Source organism: Achromobacter pulmonis (assembly GCF_002885955.2).
GTDB lineage: Bacteria > Pseudomonadota > Gammaproteobacteria > Burkholderiales > Burkholderiaceae_B > Achromobacter > Achromobacter pulmonis_A.
This window is the reverse complement of sequence record NZ_POQS01000007.1, coordinates 1-16,061: the sequence shown is the minus strand read 5'-3', so window position 1 is coordinate 16,061 and position 16,061 is coordinate 1. Positions and strand designations below refer to the sequence as shown.

Annotated in this window: 16 protein-coding genes; 11 read left to right on the top strand and 5 right to left on the bottom strand. The window is 66.8% G+C overall.

Going from position 1 to position 16,061, the window contains the following annotated elements:
• Positions 1-33 precede the first annotated feature (33 nt).
• From C1I89_RS24150 to C1I89_RS24105, 10 genes are all read left to right on the top strand, one after another.
• Positions 34-1,620, top strand: a complete 1,587-nt coding sequence (locus C1I89_RS24150; RefSeq protein WP_102774980.1) for an ABC transporter substrate-binding protein — start codon at positions 34-36, stop codon at positions 1,618-1,620.
• Positions 1,621-1,641: 21 nt separating this feature from the next.
• A complete protein-coding gene (locus tag C1I89_RS24145; protein ID WP_102774979.1) occupies positions 1,642-2,616 on the top strand; it encodes an ABC transporter permease in 975 nt (324 codons plus the stop codon).
• Positions 2,613-3,539, top strand: a complete 927-nt coding sequence (locus C1I89_RS24140) for an ABC transporter permease (protein WP_102774978.1) — start codon at positions 2,613-2,615, stop codon at positions 3,537-3,539. Before C1I89_RS24145 ends, C1I89_RS24140 begins: the two co-directional genes overlap by 4 nt.
• Positions 3,540-3,550: 11 nt before the next feature.
• Complete coding sequence (locus tag C1I89_RS24135; RefSeq protein ID WP_102774977.1) at positions 3,551-4,561, top strand: ABC transporter ATP-binding protein; 1,011 nt, start codon at positions 3,551-3,553, stop codon at positions 4,559-4,561.
• On the top strand, positions 4,558-5,718 hold the full coding sequence (locus C1I89_RS24130; protein WP_102774976.1) for an ABC transporter ATP-binding protein: 1,161 nt from the start codon (positions 4,558-4,560) through the stop codon (positions 5,716-5,718). The genes C1I89_RS24135 and C1I89_RS24130 overlap by 4 nt, the downstream gene beginning before the upstream one ends.
• A gap of 40 nt (positions 5,719-5,758) precedes the next feature.
• On the top strand, positions 5,759-6,958 hold the full coding sequence (locus C1I89_RS24125; RefSeq protein ID WP_102774975.1) for a M20 aminoacylase family protein: 1,200 nt from the start codon (positions 5,759-5,761) through the stop codon (positions 6,956-6,958).
• A 328-nt stretch (positions 6,959-7,286) separates the two neighbouring features.
• On the top strand, positions 7,287-8,210 hold the full coding sequence (locus C1I89_RS24120) for a TauD/TfdA dioxygenase family protein (protein WP_102774974.1): 924 nt from the start codon (positions 7,287-7,289) through the stop codon (positions 8,208-8,210).
• A 46-nt stretch (positions 8,211-8,256) separates the two neighbouring features.
• A complete protein-coding gene (locus C1I89_RS24115) occupies positions 8,257-9,300 on the top strand; it encodes an ABC transporter substrate-binding protein (RefSeq protein ID WP_102774973.1) in 1,044 nt (347 codons plus the stop codon).
• Between the two features lies 1 nt (position 9,301).
• Positions 9,302-10,129, top strand: a complete 828-nt coding sequence (locus C1I89_RS24110) for an ABC transporter ATP-binding protein (RefSeq protein WP_102774972.1) — start codon at positions 9,302-9,304, stop codon at positions 10,127-10,129.
• Positions 10,130-10,138: 9 nt separating this feature from the next.
• Complete coding sequence (locus C1I89_RS24105) at positions 10,139-11,017, top strand: ABC transporter permease (RefSeq protein ID WP_102774971.1); 879 nt, start codon at positions 10,139-10,141, stop codon at positions 11,015-11,017.
• A gap of 65 nt (positions 11,018-11,082) precedes the next feature.
• Here C1I89_RS24105 and C1I89_RS24100 read toward each other — a convergent pair whose 3' ends face one another.
• From C1I89_RS24100 to rpmH, 5 genes are all read right to left on the bottom strand, one after another.
• Positions 11,083-12,528: a catalase gene (locus C1I89_RS24100; RefSeq protein ID WP_102774970.1), complete on the bottom strand. Its 1,446-nt coding sequence runs from the start codon at positions 12,526-12,528 to the stop codon at positions 11,083-11,085.
• A 191-nt stretch (positions 12,529-12,719) separates the two neighbouring features.
• The gene (gene yidC, locus C1I89_RS24095) at positions 12,720-14,408 is read right to left on the bottom strand and encodes a membrane protein insertase YidC (RefSeq protein ID WP_102774969.1); all 1,689 of its coding nucleotides are present in this window, start codon (positions 14,406-14,408) and stop codon (positions 12,720-12,722) included.
• 48 nt (positions 14,409-14,456) lie between these two features.
• On the bottom strand, positions 14,457-14,750 hold the full coding sequence (gene yidD, locus C1I89_RS24090; RefSeq protein ID WP_102774968.1) for a membrane protein insertion efficiency factor YidD: 294 nt from the start codon (positions 14,748-14,750) through the stop codon (positions 14,457-14,459).
• Positions 14,747-15,118 carry a ribonuclease P protein component gene (locus C1I89_RS24085; protein ID WP_102774967.1) on the bottom strand — a complete coding sequence of 124 codons (372 nt, stop codon included), beginning with the start codon at positions 15,116-15,118 and terminating at the stop codon, positions 14,747-14,749. Before C1I89_RS24085 ends, yidD begins: the two co-directional genes overlap by 4 nt.
• Before the next feature lie 49 nt (positions 15,119-15,167).
• Positions 15,168-15,302: a 50S ribosomal protein L34 gene (gene rpmH, locus C1I89_RS24080; RefSeq protein WP_006228069.1), complete on the bottom strand. Its 135-nt coding sequence runs from the start codon at positions 15,300-15,302 to the stop codon at positions 15,168-15,170.
• 427 nt (positions 15,303-15,729) lie between these two features.
• On the opposite strand from rpmH, the gene C1I89_RS24075 reads away from it, so the two are divergent.
• A partial coding sequence (locus C1I89_RS24075) for a DnaA N-terminal domain-containing protein (RefSeq protein WP_308810285.1) occupies positions 15,730-16,061 on the top strand: 332 nt, incomplete at its 3' end.

The window sequence follows — 16,061 nt, the reverse complement described above, 5'->3', positions numbered from 1 at the left end:
GTTCAAAACCCGAAACTACTCTGGGAGATCACTATGGCGTCTCGGTTTTCGCGTGTCTTGACCTGCGGCGCGGCCGCGGCGGTTCTGGCGTTGGGCGCTCTCGGTTCGGCCATGGCCCGCGATCTGGTGATCGCCCTGAAGACCGAACCGTCCTCCATGGACCCGCAGTATCACGCGCTCACGCCGAATACGCAGATCTCCCAGACCATTTTCGACACGCTGGTGGCGACCGACGCGCAGCTCAAGCCGCGCCCCGCGCTGGCCGAGTCCTGGACCGTGGACGGCAAGGTGTGGACCTTCAAGCTGCGGCCCGGCGTGAAGTTCTCCGACGGCACGCCGTTCACCGCCGAAGACGTGGTCTTCACCTATGCGCGCGTGCCCAAGGTGCCCAACAGCCCGTCGCCCTTCACGCTGTACCTGGGCGCGGTGGAAAAGACCGAGGCGGTCGATCCGCATACCGTGCGCATCACCACCAAGGAAGTGGCGCCGAACCTGCTGGTCAACCTGGCGCAGCTGCCCATCATGTCCAAGAAGGCGGCCTCGGGGCCGGCGCCGGAGGGCAAGACCACCACCGAACTCAATAGCGGCGACGGCCTGATCGGCACCGGCCCGTACAAGTTCGTGTCGTGGAAACGCGGCGCCGAGTTCGTGCTGGCGCGCAACGACAATTACTGGGGCAAGAAGCCCGAATGGGATCGCGTGGTCTACCGCCCGATCAGCAATGCGGCCGCGCGCGTGGCGGCGCTGCTGGCCGGCGACGTGGACATGATCGAGGACCCCCCGACCGACGACCTGCCCAAGTTGAAGGCCGACAAGAAGCTCTACGTCGAGGAAACGCCGTCGGTGCGCGTGGTGTACGTCGCGCTGGACCAGTACGCCGAGCCGTCGCTCGGGGTGCAGGGCACCGACAAGAACCCCATGAAGGACAAGCGCGTGCGCGAGGCGCTGTCGCTGGCCATCAACCGCCAGGCGCTGGTCGAACGCGTGATGGGCGGGGTGGCGCTGCCGGCCGGCAACCTGTTGCCCTATCCCATGTTCGGATCGAGCAAGGAGCATTCCAAGGCGCCCAAGGCCGACGTCGAGAAAGCCAAGGCGCTGCTCAAGGAAGCGGGCTATCCCGACGGTTTCTCGATCACGCTGGGCTCGCCTTCGGGGCGTTATGTGAACGACTCCAAGGTGGCGCAGGCGATCGCCTCGATGTGGACGCGCATCGGCGTCAAGACCAGCGTGGACGCGCTGACGCCCCCGGTGTTCTTCAAGAGCCGCGACAGCTACAAGTTCTCGGCCTACCTGGCGGGCTGGTCGGTGACCAGCGGCGAAATGTCCAACGCGCTGACGTCGCTGCTGGTGACGCGCAACCCGGAAGCGGGCCTGGGCACCACCAACCGCAGCCGCTATTCCAATCCGAAGATGGACGCGCTGGTCAAGGAGGCCTCGTCCACCATGGACGACGCCAAGCGCGCGCAGCTGCTGTCCGAGGCCGGCAACATCGCCATGGATGACTACGCCATGCTGCCCATCCATTTCGAGCTGTCGGTGTGGGCCATGAAGAACGACATCCGCTACCAGGGCCGGCCGGACCAGGTCACGCTGGCGCAATACGCGACCCTGAAGAAGTAGCGCGCCCGCGGATAACGCCACGTGCTGGCCACGATCGTAAGAAGGCTGCTGCAGACCATCGTCGTCATGTTCGTCATGTCGGCGCTGGTCTTCGCCGGCATATACATGGTGGGCGACCCGGTCTCGATGCTGGCCAGCCCGGAAGCCACCGAGGCGCAGCGCGCCGCGGTGCGCGCCTCGCTGGGCCTGGACCTGCCGTTGTGGCGGCAGTACCTGATCTTCATGGGCCAGGCGGTGCGCGGCGACTTCGGCAACAGTTTCCTGACCGGCGAGCCGGCCATGCGGCTGATCCTGGAGCGCATGCCGGCCACGGTGGAGCTGGCCTGTGTGGCCATGCTGATGTCGGTGCTGATCGGCGTGCCGCTGGGCATACGCGCCGGCCTCAAGCCGGAGGCGCCCGGATCGCGGGCCATCATGACGGGCTCGGTGCTGGGTTTTTCGCTGCCCAACTTCTGGGTGGGGCTGATGCTCATCATGGTGTTCGCCGTCATGCTGGGCTGGCTGCCGGCCGGCGGGCGCGGGCAGACCGTCAGCATCGGCGCCCTGCAGCTCAGCGTGCTGACTTTCGACGGCTGGCTCAGCCTGGCGCTGCCGGCCGCCACCATTGCGTTCGCCAAGTGCGCCATGATCATCCGCGTGACGCGCGCGGCCACGCGCGAGGCGCTGCCGATGGACTACATCAAGTTCGCGCGCGCCAAGGGGCTGTCGGAAAAGCGTGTGCTGGGCGTGCATCTGCTCAAGAACATCCTGATTCCGGTGGTGACGGTCGCGGGCCTGGAGTTCGGGCAGGTGATGGCGTTCGCGGTGGTGACCGAGACGGTGTTTTCCTGGCCCGGCATGGGCAAGCTGCTGATCGATTCCATCATCAACCTGGACCGTCCGGTGGTGGTGGCCTACTTGCTGCTGATCGTGTTTTTCCTGGTCATGCTGAACCTGGTGGTGGACATCATCTATACGGTGCTGGACCCCCGCGTACGACTGGATAGCCGCCGATGACCACGCCCGTTTCCGCCCCCGCCGCCGCGACCGCGCAACCGGTCCGGGAACAGACGCCCTGGCGCCGCTTCCTGGGCGATTTCTTCGCCAGCAAGCTGGCCACGCTGGGCCTGGCGATGCTGGTGCTGATCGTGGGCGCCGCGCTGCTGGCGCCGTGGATCGCGCCGCAGAATCCGTACGACCTGGCGATGCTGGACATCATGGATTCCAAGCTCCCGCCGGGCAGCGAAAGCGGCGACGCCAGCATGCGCTACTGGCTGGGCACCGACGGCCAGGCGCGCGACCTGCTGTCGGCGATCCTGTACGGCATGCGCACCAGCCTGCTGGTGGCCACGGTGTCGGTGCTGGCCGCCTTCGGCATCGGCGCCACCGTGGGCCTGGTGGCGGCCTATTTCGGCGGCCGCATCGACGCCTTGCTGATGCGCATTGTGGATATCCAGTTGTCGTTTCCGGCCATCCTGGTGGCGCTGATGCTGCTGGCGATCCTGGGCAAGGGTGTGGACAAGGTGATCATCGCGCTCATCGTGGTGCAGTGGGCGTATTTCGCGCGCGCGGCGCGCGGCGCGGCGCTGGTCGAGCGCGGCAAGGAATACGTGGAGGCGGCGCGCTGCATGTCCTTGTCATGGGGGCGGGTGCTGTTTCGCCACGTGCTGCCCAATTGCATGCCGCCCTTGATCGTGATCGCCACCATAGACCTGGCGCACGCCATCGCGCTGGAAGCCACGCTGTCGTTCCTGGGCGTGGGGGTGCCGGTGACCGAGCCGTCGCTGGGCATGCTGATCTACAACGGCTTCGAATACCTGCTGTCGGGCCAGTACTGGATCTCGTTCTTTCCCGGCATCGCGCTGGCGCTGGCCATCATCGCCATCAATCTGGTGGGCGATCACCTGCGCGACGTGCTCAACCCGCGCCACGCGAATTGAGGGGCGCCGCGATGCAGACCCAGCCTGTGGAAAACCCGTCCGCCGCGCCGCGCTCCATCCTGGAAGTGCGCGGGCTGAAGACGCATTTCTTCACGCGCGCCGGCGTGGTGAAGGCGGTCGACGGCGTGGACCTGCATCTGGCCGAAGGCGAGATCCTGGGGCTGGTGGGCGAGTCCGGCTCCGGCAAGAGCATTACCGGCTTTTCGCTGATGGGGCTGCTGGACCCGCCGGGCCGCATCGTCGACGGAGAGCTGCGGCTGAACGGGGAAGACCTGCGCGGCGCCACGCCGGCGCGCTGGCGGCAGCTGCGCGGCCAGGAGATCGCGATGATCTTCCAGGACCCGATGATGACGCTGAACCCGGTGCTGCGCGTGGACACGCAGATGATAGAGGCGGTGCAGGCGCACGGCCCGGCCACGCGCGAACAGGCGCGCCAGCGCGCCCTGCAAACGCTGGCGATGGTCGGCATTCCGTCTCCGCAGGAGCGGCTGCGCAGCTATCCGCACCAGTTGTCCGGCGGCATGCGCCAGCGCGTGGCGATCGCGATCGCGCTGCTGAATTCGCCGCGCCTGATCATCGCCGACGAGCCGACCACGGCGCTGGACGTGACCATACAGGGGCAGATCCTGTTCGAAGTGCAGAAGCTGTGCCGCGAGACCGGCACCGGCCTGATCTGGATCACGCATGACCTGGCGGTGGTGGCCGGGCTGGCCGACCGCGTGGCCGTGATGTACGCGGGCCGCGTGGTCGAAACCGGCAGCACCGAGGCCGTGATCAGCCATCCCATGCATCCCTACACGCATGGCCTGATCGCCTCGATTCCCACGCCGCAATCTCGCGGCAAGCCGCTGGTGCCGATTCCCGGCATGACGCCGTCGCTGCTCAACCTGCCGGCGGGCTGCGCGTTCCGGGGGCGCTGCCCGCGCGCCACCGACGCCTGTCTGGCCGAGCCGCAGCCCGTGGAAGTCCGTCCGGCGCAATGGGTGCGCTGCTGGCATGCAGGAGGCCCCGACATCCAATGAACGCCGCCGATTCCCGCCCCATCCTGTCCCTGCGCCAGGTCGAGCTGCGCTTCGTGCAGCGCGTGGACCTGGCCGGCCGCATCGCCAATCTGCTGGGCGCGGGCCTGAAGACGCAGGTGGTGCACGCGGTGGCCGGCGTAGACCTGGACGTGATGCCCGGCGAGGTGATCGGCATCGTGGGCGAGTCGGGCTGTGGAAAATCCACGCTGGGCCGCGTGGTCTGCGGCATCCTGCCGCCGACGGCCGGCGAGGTGCATTACCTGGGCAAGCCGGTGCAGGACCTGGCGGGCCCGGCGCGCAAGGCGTACGAACTGGGCGTGCAGATGATTTTCCAGGACCCCTACGCCTCGCTGAATCCGCGCATGCGGGTGCGCGAGATCATCGGCGAGGCGCCGGTGGCGCACGGCCTGGTGCGCTCGCGCGACAAGGCCGAGTACGTGGCGGGGCTGATGCGCCAGGTGGGCCTGGACGCGAGTTTTGCACAGCGTTATCCCCATCAATTCTCGGGCGGCCAGAGGCAGCGCATAGGTATTGCGCGGGCGCTGGCGCTCAAGCCTTCGGTCATCGTGTGCGACGAGGCGGTCGCCGCGCTGGACGTATCGATCCAGGCCCAGGTGCTTAATCTGTTCGAACAATTGCGCGCCGACCTGGACCTGACCTATCTTTTCATCAGCCACAACCTGAGCGTGGTCAGCCATATTTCAGACCGCGTGGCTNTGTGCGACGAGGCGGTCGCCGCGCTGGACGTATCGATCCAGGCCCAGGTGCTTAATCTGTTCGAACAATTGCGCGCCGACCTGGACCTGACCTATCTTTTCATCAGCCACAACCTGAGCGTGGTCAGCCATATTTCAGACCGCGTGGCTATCATGTACCTGGGCCGCGTGGTGGAGCTGGCGCCCACCGACACCGTTTTCCGGCGCGCCAACCATCCGTACACCCAGGCCCTGCTGAAAGAACTGCCGACGCTGCAGCCGGGGCGGCGCACGTACCAGCCGATCAAGGGCGAACTGCCTTCGCCGCTGGACCCGCCGAGCGGCTGCGCCTTCCATCCGCGCTGTCCGCACGCCATGCCGCGCTGCACCGCCGAGCGGCCGCTGCTGAAGGAAGTCGCGCCGGGCCAGCTCAGCGCCTGCCATTTGAACGACGCGGCCTAGAAAAAACGCCTATCCACACTCCTACCGTTTATCCACAGCCATGAAAACCATAGCCGAAATCGAACGCGTGCACGGCGAGCTGACCGCGCTGCGCCGCGATATCCACGCCCATCCCGAACTCGCCTTCCAGGAAACGCGCACCTCCACGCTGGTGGCCGAACGCCTGCGGGAGTGGGGGCTGGAAGTCCACACCGGGCTGGGGAAAACCGGCGTGGTGGGCGTGCTGCGCGCCGGCAGCGGCAAGAAAACCATCGGGCTGCGCGCCGACATGGACGCCCTGCCCATGCCCGAGCACAACCGCTTCGCGCACAAGTCCACGATCAGCGGGCGCATGCACGGCTGCGGCCATGACGGCCACACCACCATGCTGCTGGGCGCGGCGCAGTATCTGGCCAGGCATCGCGACTTCGACGGCACCATCGTGTTCATCTTCCAGCCGGCCGAGGAAGGCGGCAACGCCGGCGCGCGCGCCATGATGGAGGATGGCCTGTTCGACCGCTTTCCGTGCGACGCGGTGTTCGGCATCCACAACATGCCGGGCATGCCGGTCAACCAGTTCGGGTTCCGCGCCGGGCCGACCATGGCTTCCAGCAACCGCTGGGACATCGTCATCAAGGGCGTGGGCGGCCACGCGGCGCAGCCGCACGCCTCGGTCGATCCCATCGTGGTGGCGGCCGACATGGTGCATGCGCTGCAGACGGTGATCTCGCGCAGCAAGAATCCGCTGGACCAGGCGGTGCTGTCGATCACGCAGATCCACGCCGGCGACGCCTACAACGTGATTCCCGGCGAGGCCGTGCTGCGCGGCACCGTGCGCACCTATACGGTGGAGGCGCTGGACAAGATCGAATCCGACATGCGCCGCATCGCCACCACGCTGCCCCAGGTATACGGCGGCACGGGCGAACTGGACTTCGTGCGGGCCTATCCGCCGCTGGTGAACTGGGAAAAGGAAACGGCCTTCGCCGCCCAGGTGGCCGAAGACGTGTTCGGCGCCGACCAGGTGCTGCGGGACATGCCGCCCTTCATGGGCGCCGAGGACTTTTCCTTCTTCCTGGAGGCGGTGCCGGGCGCCTACCTGTTCCTGGGCAACGGCGACGGCGGGCACCGGCTGGAAACCTATCACGGCATGGGGCCGTGCCAGCTGCACAACCCGAATTACGACTTCAACGACGCCCTGCTGCCGGTGGGCGCGACTTACTGGGTGAAACTGGCTCAGACCTTCCTGGCCGCCCCCTGATATACGCAAGTCATTGATTTAAAAGGCGCGGAACCGTCGGGGTCCGCGCCTTTTTCCATGCGCGGGCCGGGTTGTGCACCGCCTGTCCACTGGCTTTCCACCGGCTATCCACCGGGATATCCCCTGGGTATCCACCGGCTATTCACCGCTTTTCCCGGGCTTGTCTCCAGGCTTATCCATAGGTTTATCCACAGGCCGGCACAGTCCCCTTTATGCCGGAGCGGCTTGAACAAAGGCCGAATAATTCGTTGGTGCCGGGCTGCCGGCTTTTCATAATGGATCGCTCCAATGCCGGCCCGGCCGGCGGCCCAACCGCAAGGAGCGATCCATGTCCCAGAGCAACGCGCTGCGCCTGCCCGAAGCGCACACCGCGCCGCGTTACGCCGGCGCCCCCGCCCCCCAGGATTTCGAAATCCGCCCGCTGGCGCGCGCGATGGGCGCCGAAATCGTCGGCATCGACCTGTCGCAGGAACTCGACGCGGCCGATTTCGCCCGGGTCCACCGGGCCCATCTGGACCACCATCTGCTGGTGTTCCGCGACCAGCGCATCACGCCGCAGCAGCACATCGATTTCAGCCGCCGCTTCGGCCGCCTGATGATCCACGTGCTGCATCAATTCCACCTGCCCGGACATCCGGAGATCCTGGTCGTGTCCAACATCGTGGAAAACGGCAAGCCGGTGGGCCTGGGCGACGCCGGCAAGTACTGGCATTCGGACATCTCGTACAAGGCGCTGCCCAGCCTGGGCTCGCTGCTGCATGCGCAGGAACTGCCGGCGCAGGGCGGCGACACGCTTTTCGCCAACATGCACCTGGCCTACGACACGCTGCCCGCCGCGCTGCGCGATGCCGTGCAAGGCAGGCGCGCCGTGCATTCCTACCTGGCCAAGTACGGGCAGCTGCAGAAGGAAGGCGCCTGGCGTCCCGACCTGAGCGCGCAGCAGCTGGCGCAGGTGCAGGAAGTCGTTCATCCCGTGGTGCGCACGCATCCCGAATCGGGCCGCCGCGCGCTGTTCGTCAGCGAAGGCTTCACCACCCGCATCGAAGGCCTGCCCGAGGACGAGAGCCGCCAGATCCTGGACGAGCTGTTCGCCCACAGCATCCGGCCCGAACACATCTACCGCCACCAATGGCAGCCCCACGACCTGGTGTTCTGGGACAACCGCTCGCTGATCCACCTGGCCGCCGGCACGCCGGACCACCTGCGCCGCAAGCTGTACCGCACCACCATCGAAGGCGATATGCCGTTCTGAAAACCGGCGCCCGCGCCCGCCCCACGATTTATCCACAAGGAACGCCATGCATTTTTCTTCCAACCTGAGGGACCGCTTCATCCGCGCCGCCACCGGCGCGGGTCTTGCGCTGGCGCTGGCCGTGCTGGCGCTCGCCTCGCCGACGCCGGCGCTGGCCGAAGGCCGCATCCGCATCGCCGAGCAGTACGGCATCGTGTACCTGCTGCTCAACGTGGCCCGCGACCAGCAACTGATCGAGAAGCACGGCAAGGCCGAAGGCCTGGACATCTCGGTCGAATGGGCCAAGCTGTCCGGCGGCTCGGCGGTCAATGACGCGCTGCTGTCGGGGGCTGTGGATATCGCGGGGGCCGGCGTCGGGCCGCTTTTGACGATCTGGGACCGCACGCGCGGCAAGCAGAACGTCAAGGGCGTGGCCTCGCTGGGCAACTTTCCCTATTACCTGGTCAGCAACAATCCGGACGTGAAGACGATCGCGGATTTCACCGACAAGGACCGCATCGCCGTGCCCTCGGTGGGCGTCTCGGTGCAGTCGCGCGTGCTGCAGCTGGCCTCGGCCAAGCTGTGGGGCGATGCGCAGTACAACAAGCTGGACAAGCTGTCGGTGGCCCTGCCGCATCCGGACGCCGCGGCCGCCATCATCGCCGGCGGCACCGAGATCACGGCGCATTTCGGCAATCCGCCGTTCCAGGAACAGGAGCTGGCCGAAAACCCCAAGGCGCGCATCGTCCTCAAATCGTACGACGTACTGGGCGGACCCAGCTCCTCCACCGTGCTGTTCGCGACGGAAAAATTCCGCAAGGAAAATCCCAAGACCTACAAGGCGTTCCAGGCCGCCTTGCAGGAAGCGGCCGCCTTCGCCGCCGCCCATCCGGAACAGGCCGCCGATACCTACCTGCGCGTCACCGGCGCCAAGCTGGACCGCGGCTTTCTGATCGGGGTCATCAAGAATCCGGACGTGCAGTTCAAGCTGGCGCCGCAGAACACCTATGCGCTGGCCGAGTTCATGCACAAGGTGGGCGCGATCAAGAACGCGCCGGCGAGCTGGCAGGATTATTTCTTCGACGATCCGCTCACGGCGCAAGGCAGCTGATATGGGCCTGACCGCCGCCACGCCTGTGGATAAGCCTGACAAGCCCGCGCCCCTGCTGCTTGTGGATAAGGTGTCGATCGAATACAAGACGCGCGACCGGCGGGTGCGCGCCACGCACCAGGCCAGTTTCTCGGTGCACGAGGGCGAGCGCACGATCCTGCTAGGGGCGTCGGGCTGCGGCAAGTCGACCCTGCTCAAGGCCATCGCGGGGTTCATCCCGCCCACCGAAGGGCGCATCGAGATCGACGGCCAGGCCGTGCGCGGCCCGGGGCCGGACCGCATCGTGGTGTTCCAGGAATTCGACCAGCTGCCGCCCTGGAAGACCCTGCGCCAGAACGTCGCGTTCCCGTTGCTGGCCGCGCGCAGGCTGGGGCGGCGCGAAGCCGACGAACGCGCCATGCATTATCTGGAGAAAGTGGGCCTGTCCGCCTTCGCCGACGCCTATCCGCACACGCTGTCGGGCGGCATGAAGCAGCGCGTGGCCATCGCCCGCGCCCTGGCCATGCAGCCGCGCGTGCTGCTGATGGACGAACCCTTCGCCGCGCTGGACGCGCTCACGCGCCGGCGCATGCAGGAAGAGCTGATGGCGCTGTGGGAAGAGGTGCGGTTCACGCTGCTGTTCGTCACCCATTCCATCGAAGAGGCCCTGGTGCTGGGCAGCCGCATACTGCTGCTGTCGCCGCATCCGGGCCGGGTGCGGGCCGAGCTGAACGCGCATGCCTTCGGCCTGCACAGCCAGGGATCGGCGGCCTTCCAGGCGGCCGCCCGGCGCATCCACGACCTGTTGTTCGAGCCGGCGCCGCAGCCGGCCCAGCGGGCCGCGGCCTGAGGAGCAAGCATGAATCACGTCCATGCCGGGCCGGTCCCGATCCGGCCCGAGATCGAATACGCGTTGCCGCCGCTGCCGGCGCAGGCCGCGGAAACGCCGCTGCCCTGGCATGAACGCCTGTGGCAGCATGCCGGCCTGCGCAAGCTGGCCATCCTGGCGCTGCTGGCCGGCATCTGGGAGCTGGCCGCGCGCTATACCGACAACGAACTGCTGCTGCCCGGCGCCCTGCAGACGGCGCAGGCCTTCGCGCAGGGCCTGGCCGGCGGCGAACTGCCGGCCCGCGCCGCGCAGTCGTTGCAGGTGCTGGTGCAGGGCTACGCGGCCGGCGTGGCCCTGGCTTTCGTGCTGACCACGCTGGCCGTCTCGACGCGCTTCGGGCGCGACCTGCTGTCGACCCTGACCGCCATGTTCAATCCGCTGCCGGCCATCGCGCTCCTGCCGCTGGCGCTGCTGTGGTTCGGCCTGGGGACGGGCAGCCTGGTGTTCGTGCTGATCCATTCCGTGCTGTGGGCGCTGGCCCTGAACATGTATGCGGGCTTTCTGGGCGTGTCCGAGACGCTGCGCATGGCGGGGCGCAACTACGGCCTGGGCGGCCTGCGCTACGTGCTGCAGATCCTGGTGCCGGCGGCGCTGCCCGCCATCCTGGCGGGGCTGCGCATCGGCTGGGCCTTCGCCTGGCGCACCCTGATCGCGGCCGAGCTGGTGTTCGGCGCGTCCAGCGGCAAGGGCGGCCTGGGCTGGTACATCTTCCAGAACCGCAACGAGTTGTACACAGACCGCGTGTTCGCCGGGCTGGCGGCCGTCGTCATCATCGGCCTGCTTGTGGAAAACCTGGGATTCGACACGCTGGAGCGCCTGACGGTCAGGCGCTGGGGCATGCAGCGCTGAACGGTCGCGAGCGGCAATGAAAAAAGGCGGCCCGCAAGGGCCGCCTTTGCTGCCGGCGCAGGGAATTACAGCTTCAGTCCCAGCGCCTTGGCCACGCCGGCCGCGTAGGCCGGATCGGCCTTGCGGAAGTGCTCCAGCTGGCGGCGCTGGATTTCCTCGGGCACGCCGGCCATGTGGCGGCCGATGTTGCCGAAGAGCAGTTCCTGCTGGGCCGGCGTCATCAGGCGGAACAGCGCGCCCGGCTGCGAATAGTAGTCATCGTCCACGCGGTGGTTCCAGCGCGCCGCGGCCTGGCCGTCCAGCGGCAGCGGCGGCTCGGCGGCGGACGGGGTTTCCTTCCATTCGCCGAAGCTGTTGGGCTCGTAGTTCAGGGTGCCGCCGGCGTTGCCGTCCACGCGTCCGGCGCCGTCGCGGTGGAAGCTGTGGAAGGGGCAGCGCGGCGCGTTCACCGGAATCTGGTGATGGTTGATGCCCAGGCGGTAGCGGTGCGTGTCGCCATACGAGAACAGCCGGCCCTGCAGCATCTTGTCCGGCGAGAAGCCGATGCCGGGCACCACGTTGGCCGGCGTGAAGGCGGCCTGCTCCACTTCGGCGAAGTAGTTTTCCGGGTTCCTGTTCAGTTCCAGCACCCCGACCTCGATCAGCGGGTAGTCGCCGTGCGGCCAGACCTTGGTCAGGTCGAAGGGGTTGATGTGGTAGGTCGCGGCTTCGGCCTCGGGCATGATCTGCACCTTCAGCGTCCACTTCGGGAAGTTGCCCTGCTCGATGTTGTCGAACAGGTCGCGCTGCGAGCTTTCGCGGTCGTGGGCCACGACCTGGGCCGCTTCTTCGTCGGTCAGACAGGCGATGCCCTGCTGCGACTTGAAGTGGAATTTCACGTAGAAGCGTTCGCCGTCCTTGTTGATGAAGCTGAACGTGTGCGAGCCGAAACCGTGCTGCTGGCGCAGGTTGGCCGGAATGCCGCGGTCGCTCATCAGGGTGGTGACCTGGTGCAGCGATTCGGGATTGAGCGACCAGAAATCCCAGGCGGCCGTGGCGCTGCGCAGGTTGGTCTTGGGGTCGCGTTTCTGCGTGTGGATGAAATCGGGGAATTTCAGCGGGTCGCGGATGAAGAACACGGGGGTGTTGTTGCCCACCAGGTCCCAGTTGCCTTCGTCGGTGTAGAACTTGATGGCGAAGCCGCGCACGTCGCGTTCGGCGTCGGCCGCGCCGCGTTCGCCGGCCACCGTGGAAAAGCGCAGGAACAGGGGCGTCTGCTTGCCGACCTGGGAAAAGAGGCTGGCGCGGGTGTAGCGCGTGATGTCGTGGGTGACGGTAAAGGTGCCGTAGGCACCCGAGCCCTTGGCGTGCACCACCCGTTCAGGGATGCGCTCGCGGTCGAAGTGGGCGAGCTTTTCGATCAGCCAGAAGTCCTGCAACAGCGCCGGGCCGCGGGGGCCCGCCGTCATGGTGTTGTTGTTGTCCGCCACGGGCGCCCCGGAGGCGGTGGTCAGATGCTTCTTGTCGTTCATTGCACGCTCCTTGAGTTGATGCACGGGCCGGCCGGGACCCGACGCCTGCCCATCATAGGTGGCCTGCATGACGTTGTGAAGTTGATTGCAATAGCTGGCTTGATAAAAAATAACTATCGCACAGGGGCCAGCGCGGACGAAAAAAAACCGGCCCCGATGACGGGGCCGGTTTTTCGCTTGCAGCGGGGCGATCAGCGGTTCGCCGCCGCTTCCGCCTTGCGCTGGATGGCGCGGGTGATGGACCACTGCTGCGCGATCGACAGGATGTTGTTGACGCACCAGTACAGCACCAGGCCGGCCGGGAAGAAGAACATCATTCCGCCGAACACCAGCGGCATGATCATCATGACCTTGGCCTGCACGGGGTCCGGCGGCGTGGGGTTCAGCTTGATCTGCAGGAACATGGTGGCCATCATGATGGCGGGCAGAATGAAGAACGGGTCGCGGATCGACAGGTCGTGGACCCACAGAATCCACGGCGCGCCGCGCATTTCCACGCTGGCCAGCAGCACCCAGTACAGCGAGATGAACACCGGGATCTGCACCACCATCGGCAGGCACCCGCCCAGCGGGTTGATCTTCTCGGTGCGGTACATCTCCATCATGGCGGCGTTGAGCTTCTGCTTGTCGTCGCCGTACTTTTCCTTCAGCGCCTGCAGGCGCGGAGCCACCTGCTTCATGCGGGCCATGGAGCGGTAGCTGGCGGCGGCCAGCGGGTAGAACACGGCCTTGATCAGCACGGTCAGCGCCACGATGGTCCAGCCCCAGTTGCCCAGGATGGAGTGCAGCCAGGTCATCAGCTTGAACAGCGGCTTGGCGATGATGGTCAGCCAGCCGTAGTCGACCACCAGTTCCAGGCCGGGGGCGAGCGCCGCCATGGCCTTCTGGTCCTGCGGGCCGACCCACAGGTGCGAATCGACGCGCGCGGAAGCGCCCGGGGCGACTTCGCCGACGGCTTCGATGCTGCGGGCGGCGTACAGGTTCTTCTGCACTTCCAGCAGTTCGTTGGTGCGCGGCTTGCCCTGCGGCGGCACCCAGGCGGTGGCGAAATAGTGCTGCACCACGGCGATCCAGCCGTTGTCCGCCTGCTTGATGTAGCTGGCCTTCTTCTTCTCGATGTCGCTGAAGGTGGCTTTCTGGAACTTGTCCTGCTCGGAATAGACCGCGAAGCCGGTGAAGGTGTGATAGAAGCTGGAGGTGTCGGCCGGGTCGTTGCCGTCGCGCTCGAGCTGCAGGTACAGCGAGGGCGTCACGGCGGCGGAGCCGGTGTTGGCCAGATCGTGGCGCACGTCGATGTCGTAGCGGCCGCGGTGCAGCGTGAAGGTCTTGGTGACCTTCACGCCGCCGGACTCGCCCTCGAAGGCGACGACCAGGCTGTCGCCGGTCAGCTGGCGCTCGGACGATACGACGCGGAACGGCGTCTGGTGGGTGGGGAAGCTCTGGCCGTTGGGTGCGCCGACCACGCCGGTCTGCACCACGTAGTTCAGGCCGGCGGAGCGGTCCAGCAGCACCGTGGGCTTGTCGGGCTGGCCGGTGGCCGGGTACTTCAGCAGCTCGGCGCGCACCAGCTGGGCGCCCATGGTGTCGAACGTCAGGCGCAGCACGTCGGTGGTGATGACGACTTCTTCCGAGCGCGCGGCGGCCGCGGGGGCGGTGGCGCCGGGAACGGCCGAGGCGGGAGCCGCCGCGGGCGCGCTGGGCACCGAGGGCGTGGCGTTCGAAGCCTGGTTGTTGGCCGCAGCCTGCGGGTCGCTCGTGCTGGCCGTGGGCGTGGGGCCCCCGAACAGCGACGGCTTGCCGTTATGGATCTGCCAGTTGTTCCATAGGAGCAACAGCGAGAAGGAAAAAATCATCCAGAGGACGGTTCGTCGGATATCCATGGTGCCTACTGAAGTGAATACGGGCCAGCAAAGCCCGCCAGTTTAGCGTCAATCATGCTCGATGCGGTGGCTGTGGGAACAGCGCGGGGCGCCATTGGTTCCCTTGGCCGGCGGAACCGGGTCCAGGCCGCCCGGCGACCACGGGTGGCAGCGGCCGATGCGCCGCAGCGCGAGCCAGAAGCCGCGGCCGGCGCCGTGGCGCTCGATCGCCTCGATCGCATAGGCCGAGCAGGTCGGGGTAAAGCGGCACTGCCGTCCGATCCAGGGACTCAGGAAGAACCTGTAGAACCGGATCGGGGCAATGAGTAAAGCGGCCCCCAGCCTGCGGCTGCGCCCGGTCATCGCGCGATGCGTCCAAAGTGAGCGTCCACTTCGGCTCGCGCACTGCGTTTCAGCGCGGTGAGCGTGGCGGGCGCGACCTTGCTGTGCAGCCGCACGACGTAGTCGCGCGCGGGCAGCTCCAGGCGCCGATGGCGGAACGCCTCGCGGATGACCCGCTTCAAGGCGTTGCGGGTGCTGGCGTGCGCGGCAAAGCGCTTGGCGATCACCAGGCCCAGGCGGGCGCAGGCTTCCTGGCCGGCGGGCAGCTCATTGGGAGCGGCGCTCACAATGAAGAAAGCCCCTCGGGCAAGACGCCGGCCTTTGAGGGCGGCGGCGAACTCGGAGGGGCGATGCAGCCGCGCCTCCGGGGGAAGCGTGGCGCGCGGCATGGACTGCGGATCGGGCGTCAGGTTTCCGGCAGGACCGGAAGACACGGACTTAGACGGCCAGACGCTTGCGGCCCTTGGCGCGGCGAGCGCTCAGGATGGCGCGGCCAGCGCGGGTCTTCATACGCACGCGGAAACCATGGGTGCGCTTGCGACGGGTAACGGAAGGTTGGTAGGTACGTTTCATGGACGATCCACAAAAAGAACAAAAGTCAGAAGGGACCTGCCCGGAGGGTTCCTGGTCGCGTATTCAGGTAGCGGGTATCTGGCGGGCATTTTTGCAACATCGGCAAAAAACAACCTGCAGACGGGGCTCTGACCGGGAAAATTCCCAGGCGACCTATTAGCGGCTGCCGTGCTGAAAAGCCAGGTGGATAGGCCAATGGCCCGGCCAAAGCGCAAGTCTCAAACCCGCGCAAGCCCTGTCCTTTCCTGCAAACGGTCACGCTCGCTGTGAAACCTTCTGACAGACAGAATTCGGAAAAGCCCACCATTTCAGCAAGTTTTCCCTGTCTTGTCAAACAGTTAAGCGTGCGCCCTGCGCACACTTATGGCGCGCCCTGTGGATAACCCCAGCCCAGGCAAGGTAGAATCGAGGTTTGAATAAGAGCGACATGAAAGAATTCTGGCAGACCTGCGTCAGTCGTCTTGAGCAGGAACTTCCCCCCCAACAAATCAGCGCGTGGATACGACCGCTGGTCCCGCTTGCGTATGACGAGACGCAGGCGGTGCTGCGCGTGGCCGCGCCCAACCGCTTCAAGCTGGATTGGGTGCGGAAGAACTTTTCCCACCAGATCGAAGCGTTGGCCGCGGAGTGGTTCGAGCGGCCGGTGCAGGTTCTGTTCGAGCTGCCGACCCAGGGCGCCGCGCCGCGCATGCCGGTCGCGCCCGTGCGGGCCGCGCAGCCGGCGCCGACGCACCCGTCCGGCGCGGCCCCGCTGGGCGG

Excerpts from the sequence above, each read along its gene's own strand:
- C1I89_RS24150 (WP_102774980.1), top strand. The coding sequence starts at position 34 with ATGGCGTCTCGGTTTTCGCGTGTCTTGACCTGCGGCGCGGCCGCGGCG.
- C1I89_RS24140 (WP_102774978.1), top strand. The coding sequence starts at position 2,613 with ATGACCACGCCCGTTTCCGCCCCCGCCGCCGCGACCGCGCAACCGGTC.
- C1I89_RS24135 (WP_102774977.1), top strand. The coding sequence starts at position 3,551 with ATGCAGACCCAGCCTGTGGAAAACCCGTCCGCCGCGCCGCGCTCCATC.
- C1I89_RS24125 (WP_102774975.1), top strand. The coding sequence starts at position 5,759 with ATGAAAACCATAGCCGAAATCGAACGCGTGCACGGCGAGCTGACCGCG.
- C1I89_RS24120 (WP_102774974.1), top strand. The coding sequence starts at position 7,287 with ATGTCCCAGAGCAACGCGCTGCGCCTGCCCGAAGCGCACACCGCGCCG.
- C1I89_RS24115 (WP_102774973.1), top strand. The coding sequence starts at position 8,257 with ATGCATTTTTCTTCCAACCTGAGGGACCGCTTCATCCGCGCCGCCACC.
- C1I89_RS24110 (WP_102774972.1), top strand. The coding sequence starts at position 9,302 with ATGGGCCTGACCGCCGCCACGCCTGTGGATAAGCCTGACAAGCCCGCG.
- C1I89_RS24105 (WP_102774971.1), top strand. The coding sequence starts at position 10,139 with ATGAATCACGTCCATGCCGGGCCGGTCCCGATCCGGCCCGAGATCGAA.
- C1I89_RS24100 (WP_102774970.1), bottom strand. The coding sequence starts at position 12,528 with ATGAACGACAAGAAGCATCTGACCACCGCCTCCGGGGCGCCCGTGGCG.
- yidC (WP_102774969.1), bottom strand. The coding sequence starts at position 14,408 with ATGGATATCCGACGAACCGTCCTCTGGATGATTTTTTCCTTCTCGCTG.
- yidD (WP_102774968.1), bottom strand. The coding sequence starts at position 14,750 with ATGACCGGGCGCAGCCGCAGGCTGGGGGCCGCTTTACTCATTGCCCCG.
- C1I89_RS24085 (WP_102774967.1), bottom strand. The coding sequence starts at position 15,118 with ATGCCGCGCGCCACGCTTCCCCCGGAGGCGCGGCTGCATCGCCCCTCC.
- rpmH (WP_006228069.1), bottom strand. The coding sequence starts at position 15,302 with ATGAAACGTACCTACCAACCTTCCGTTACCCGTCGCAAGCGCACCCAT.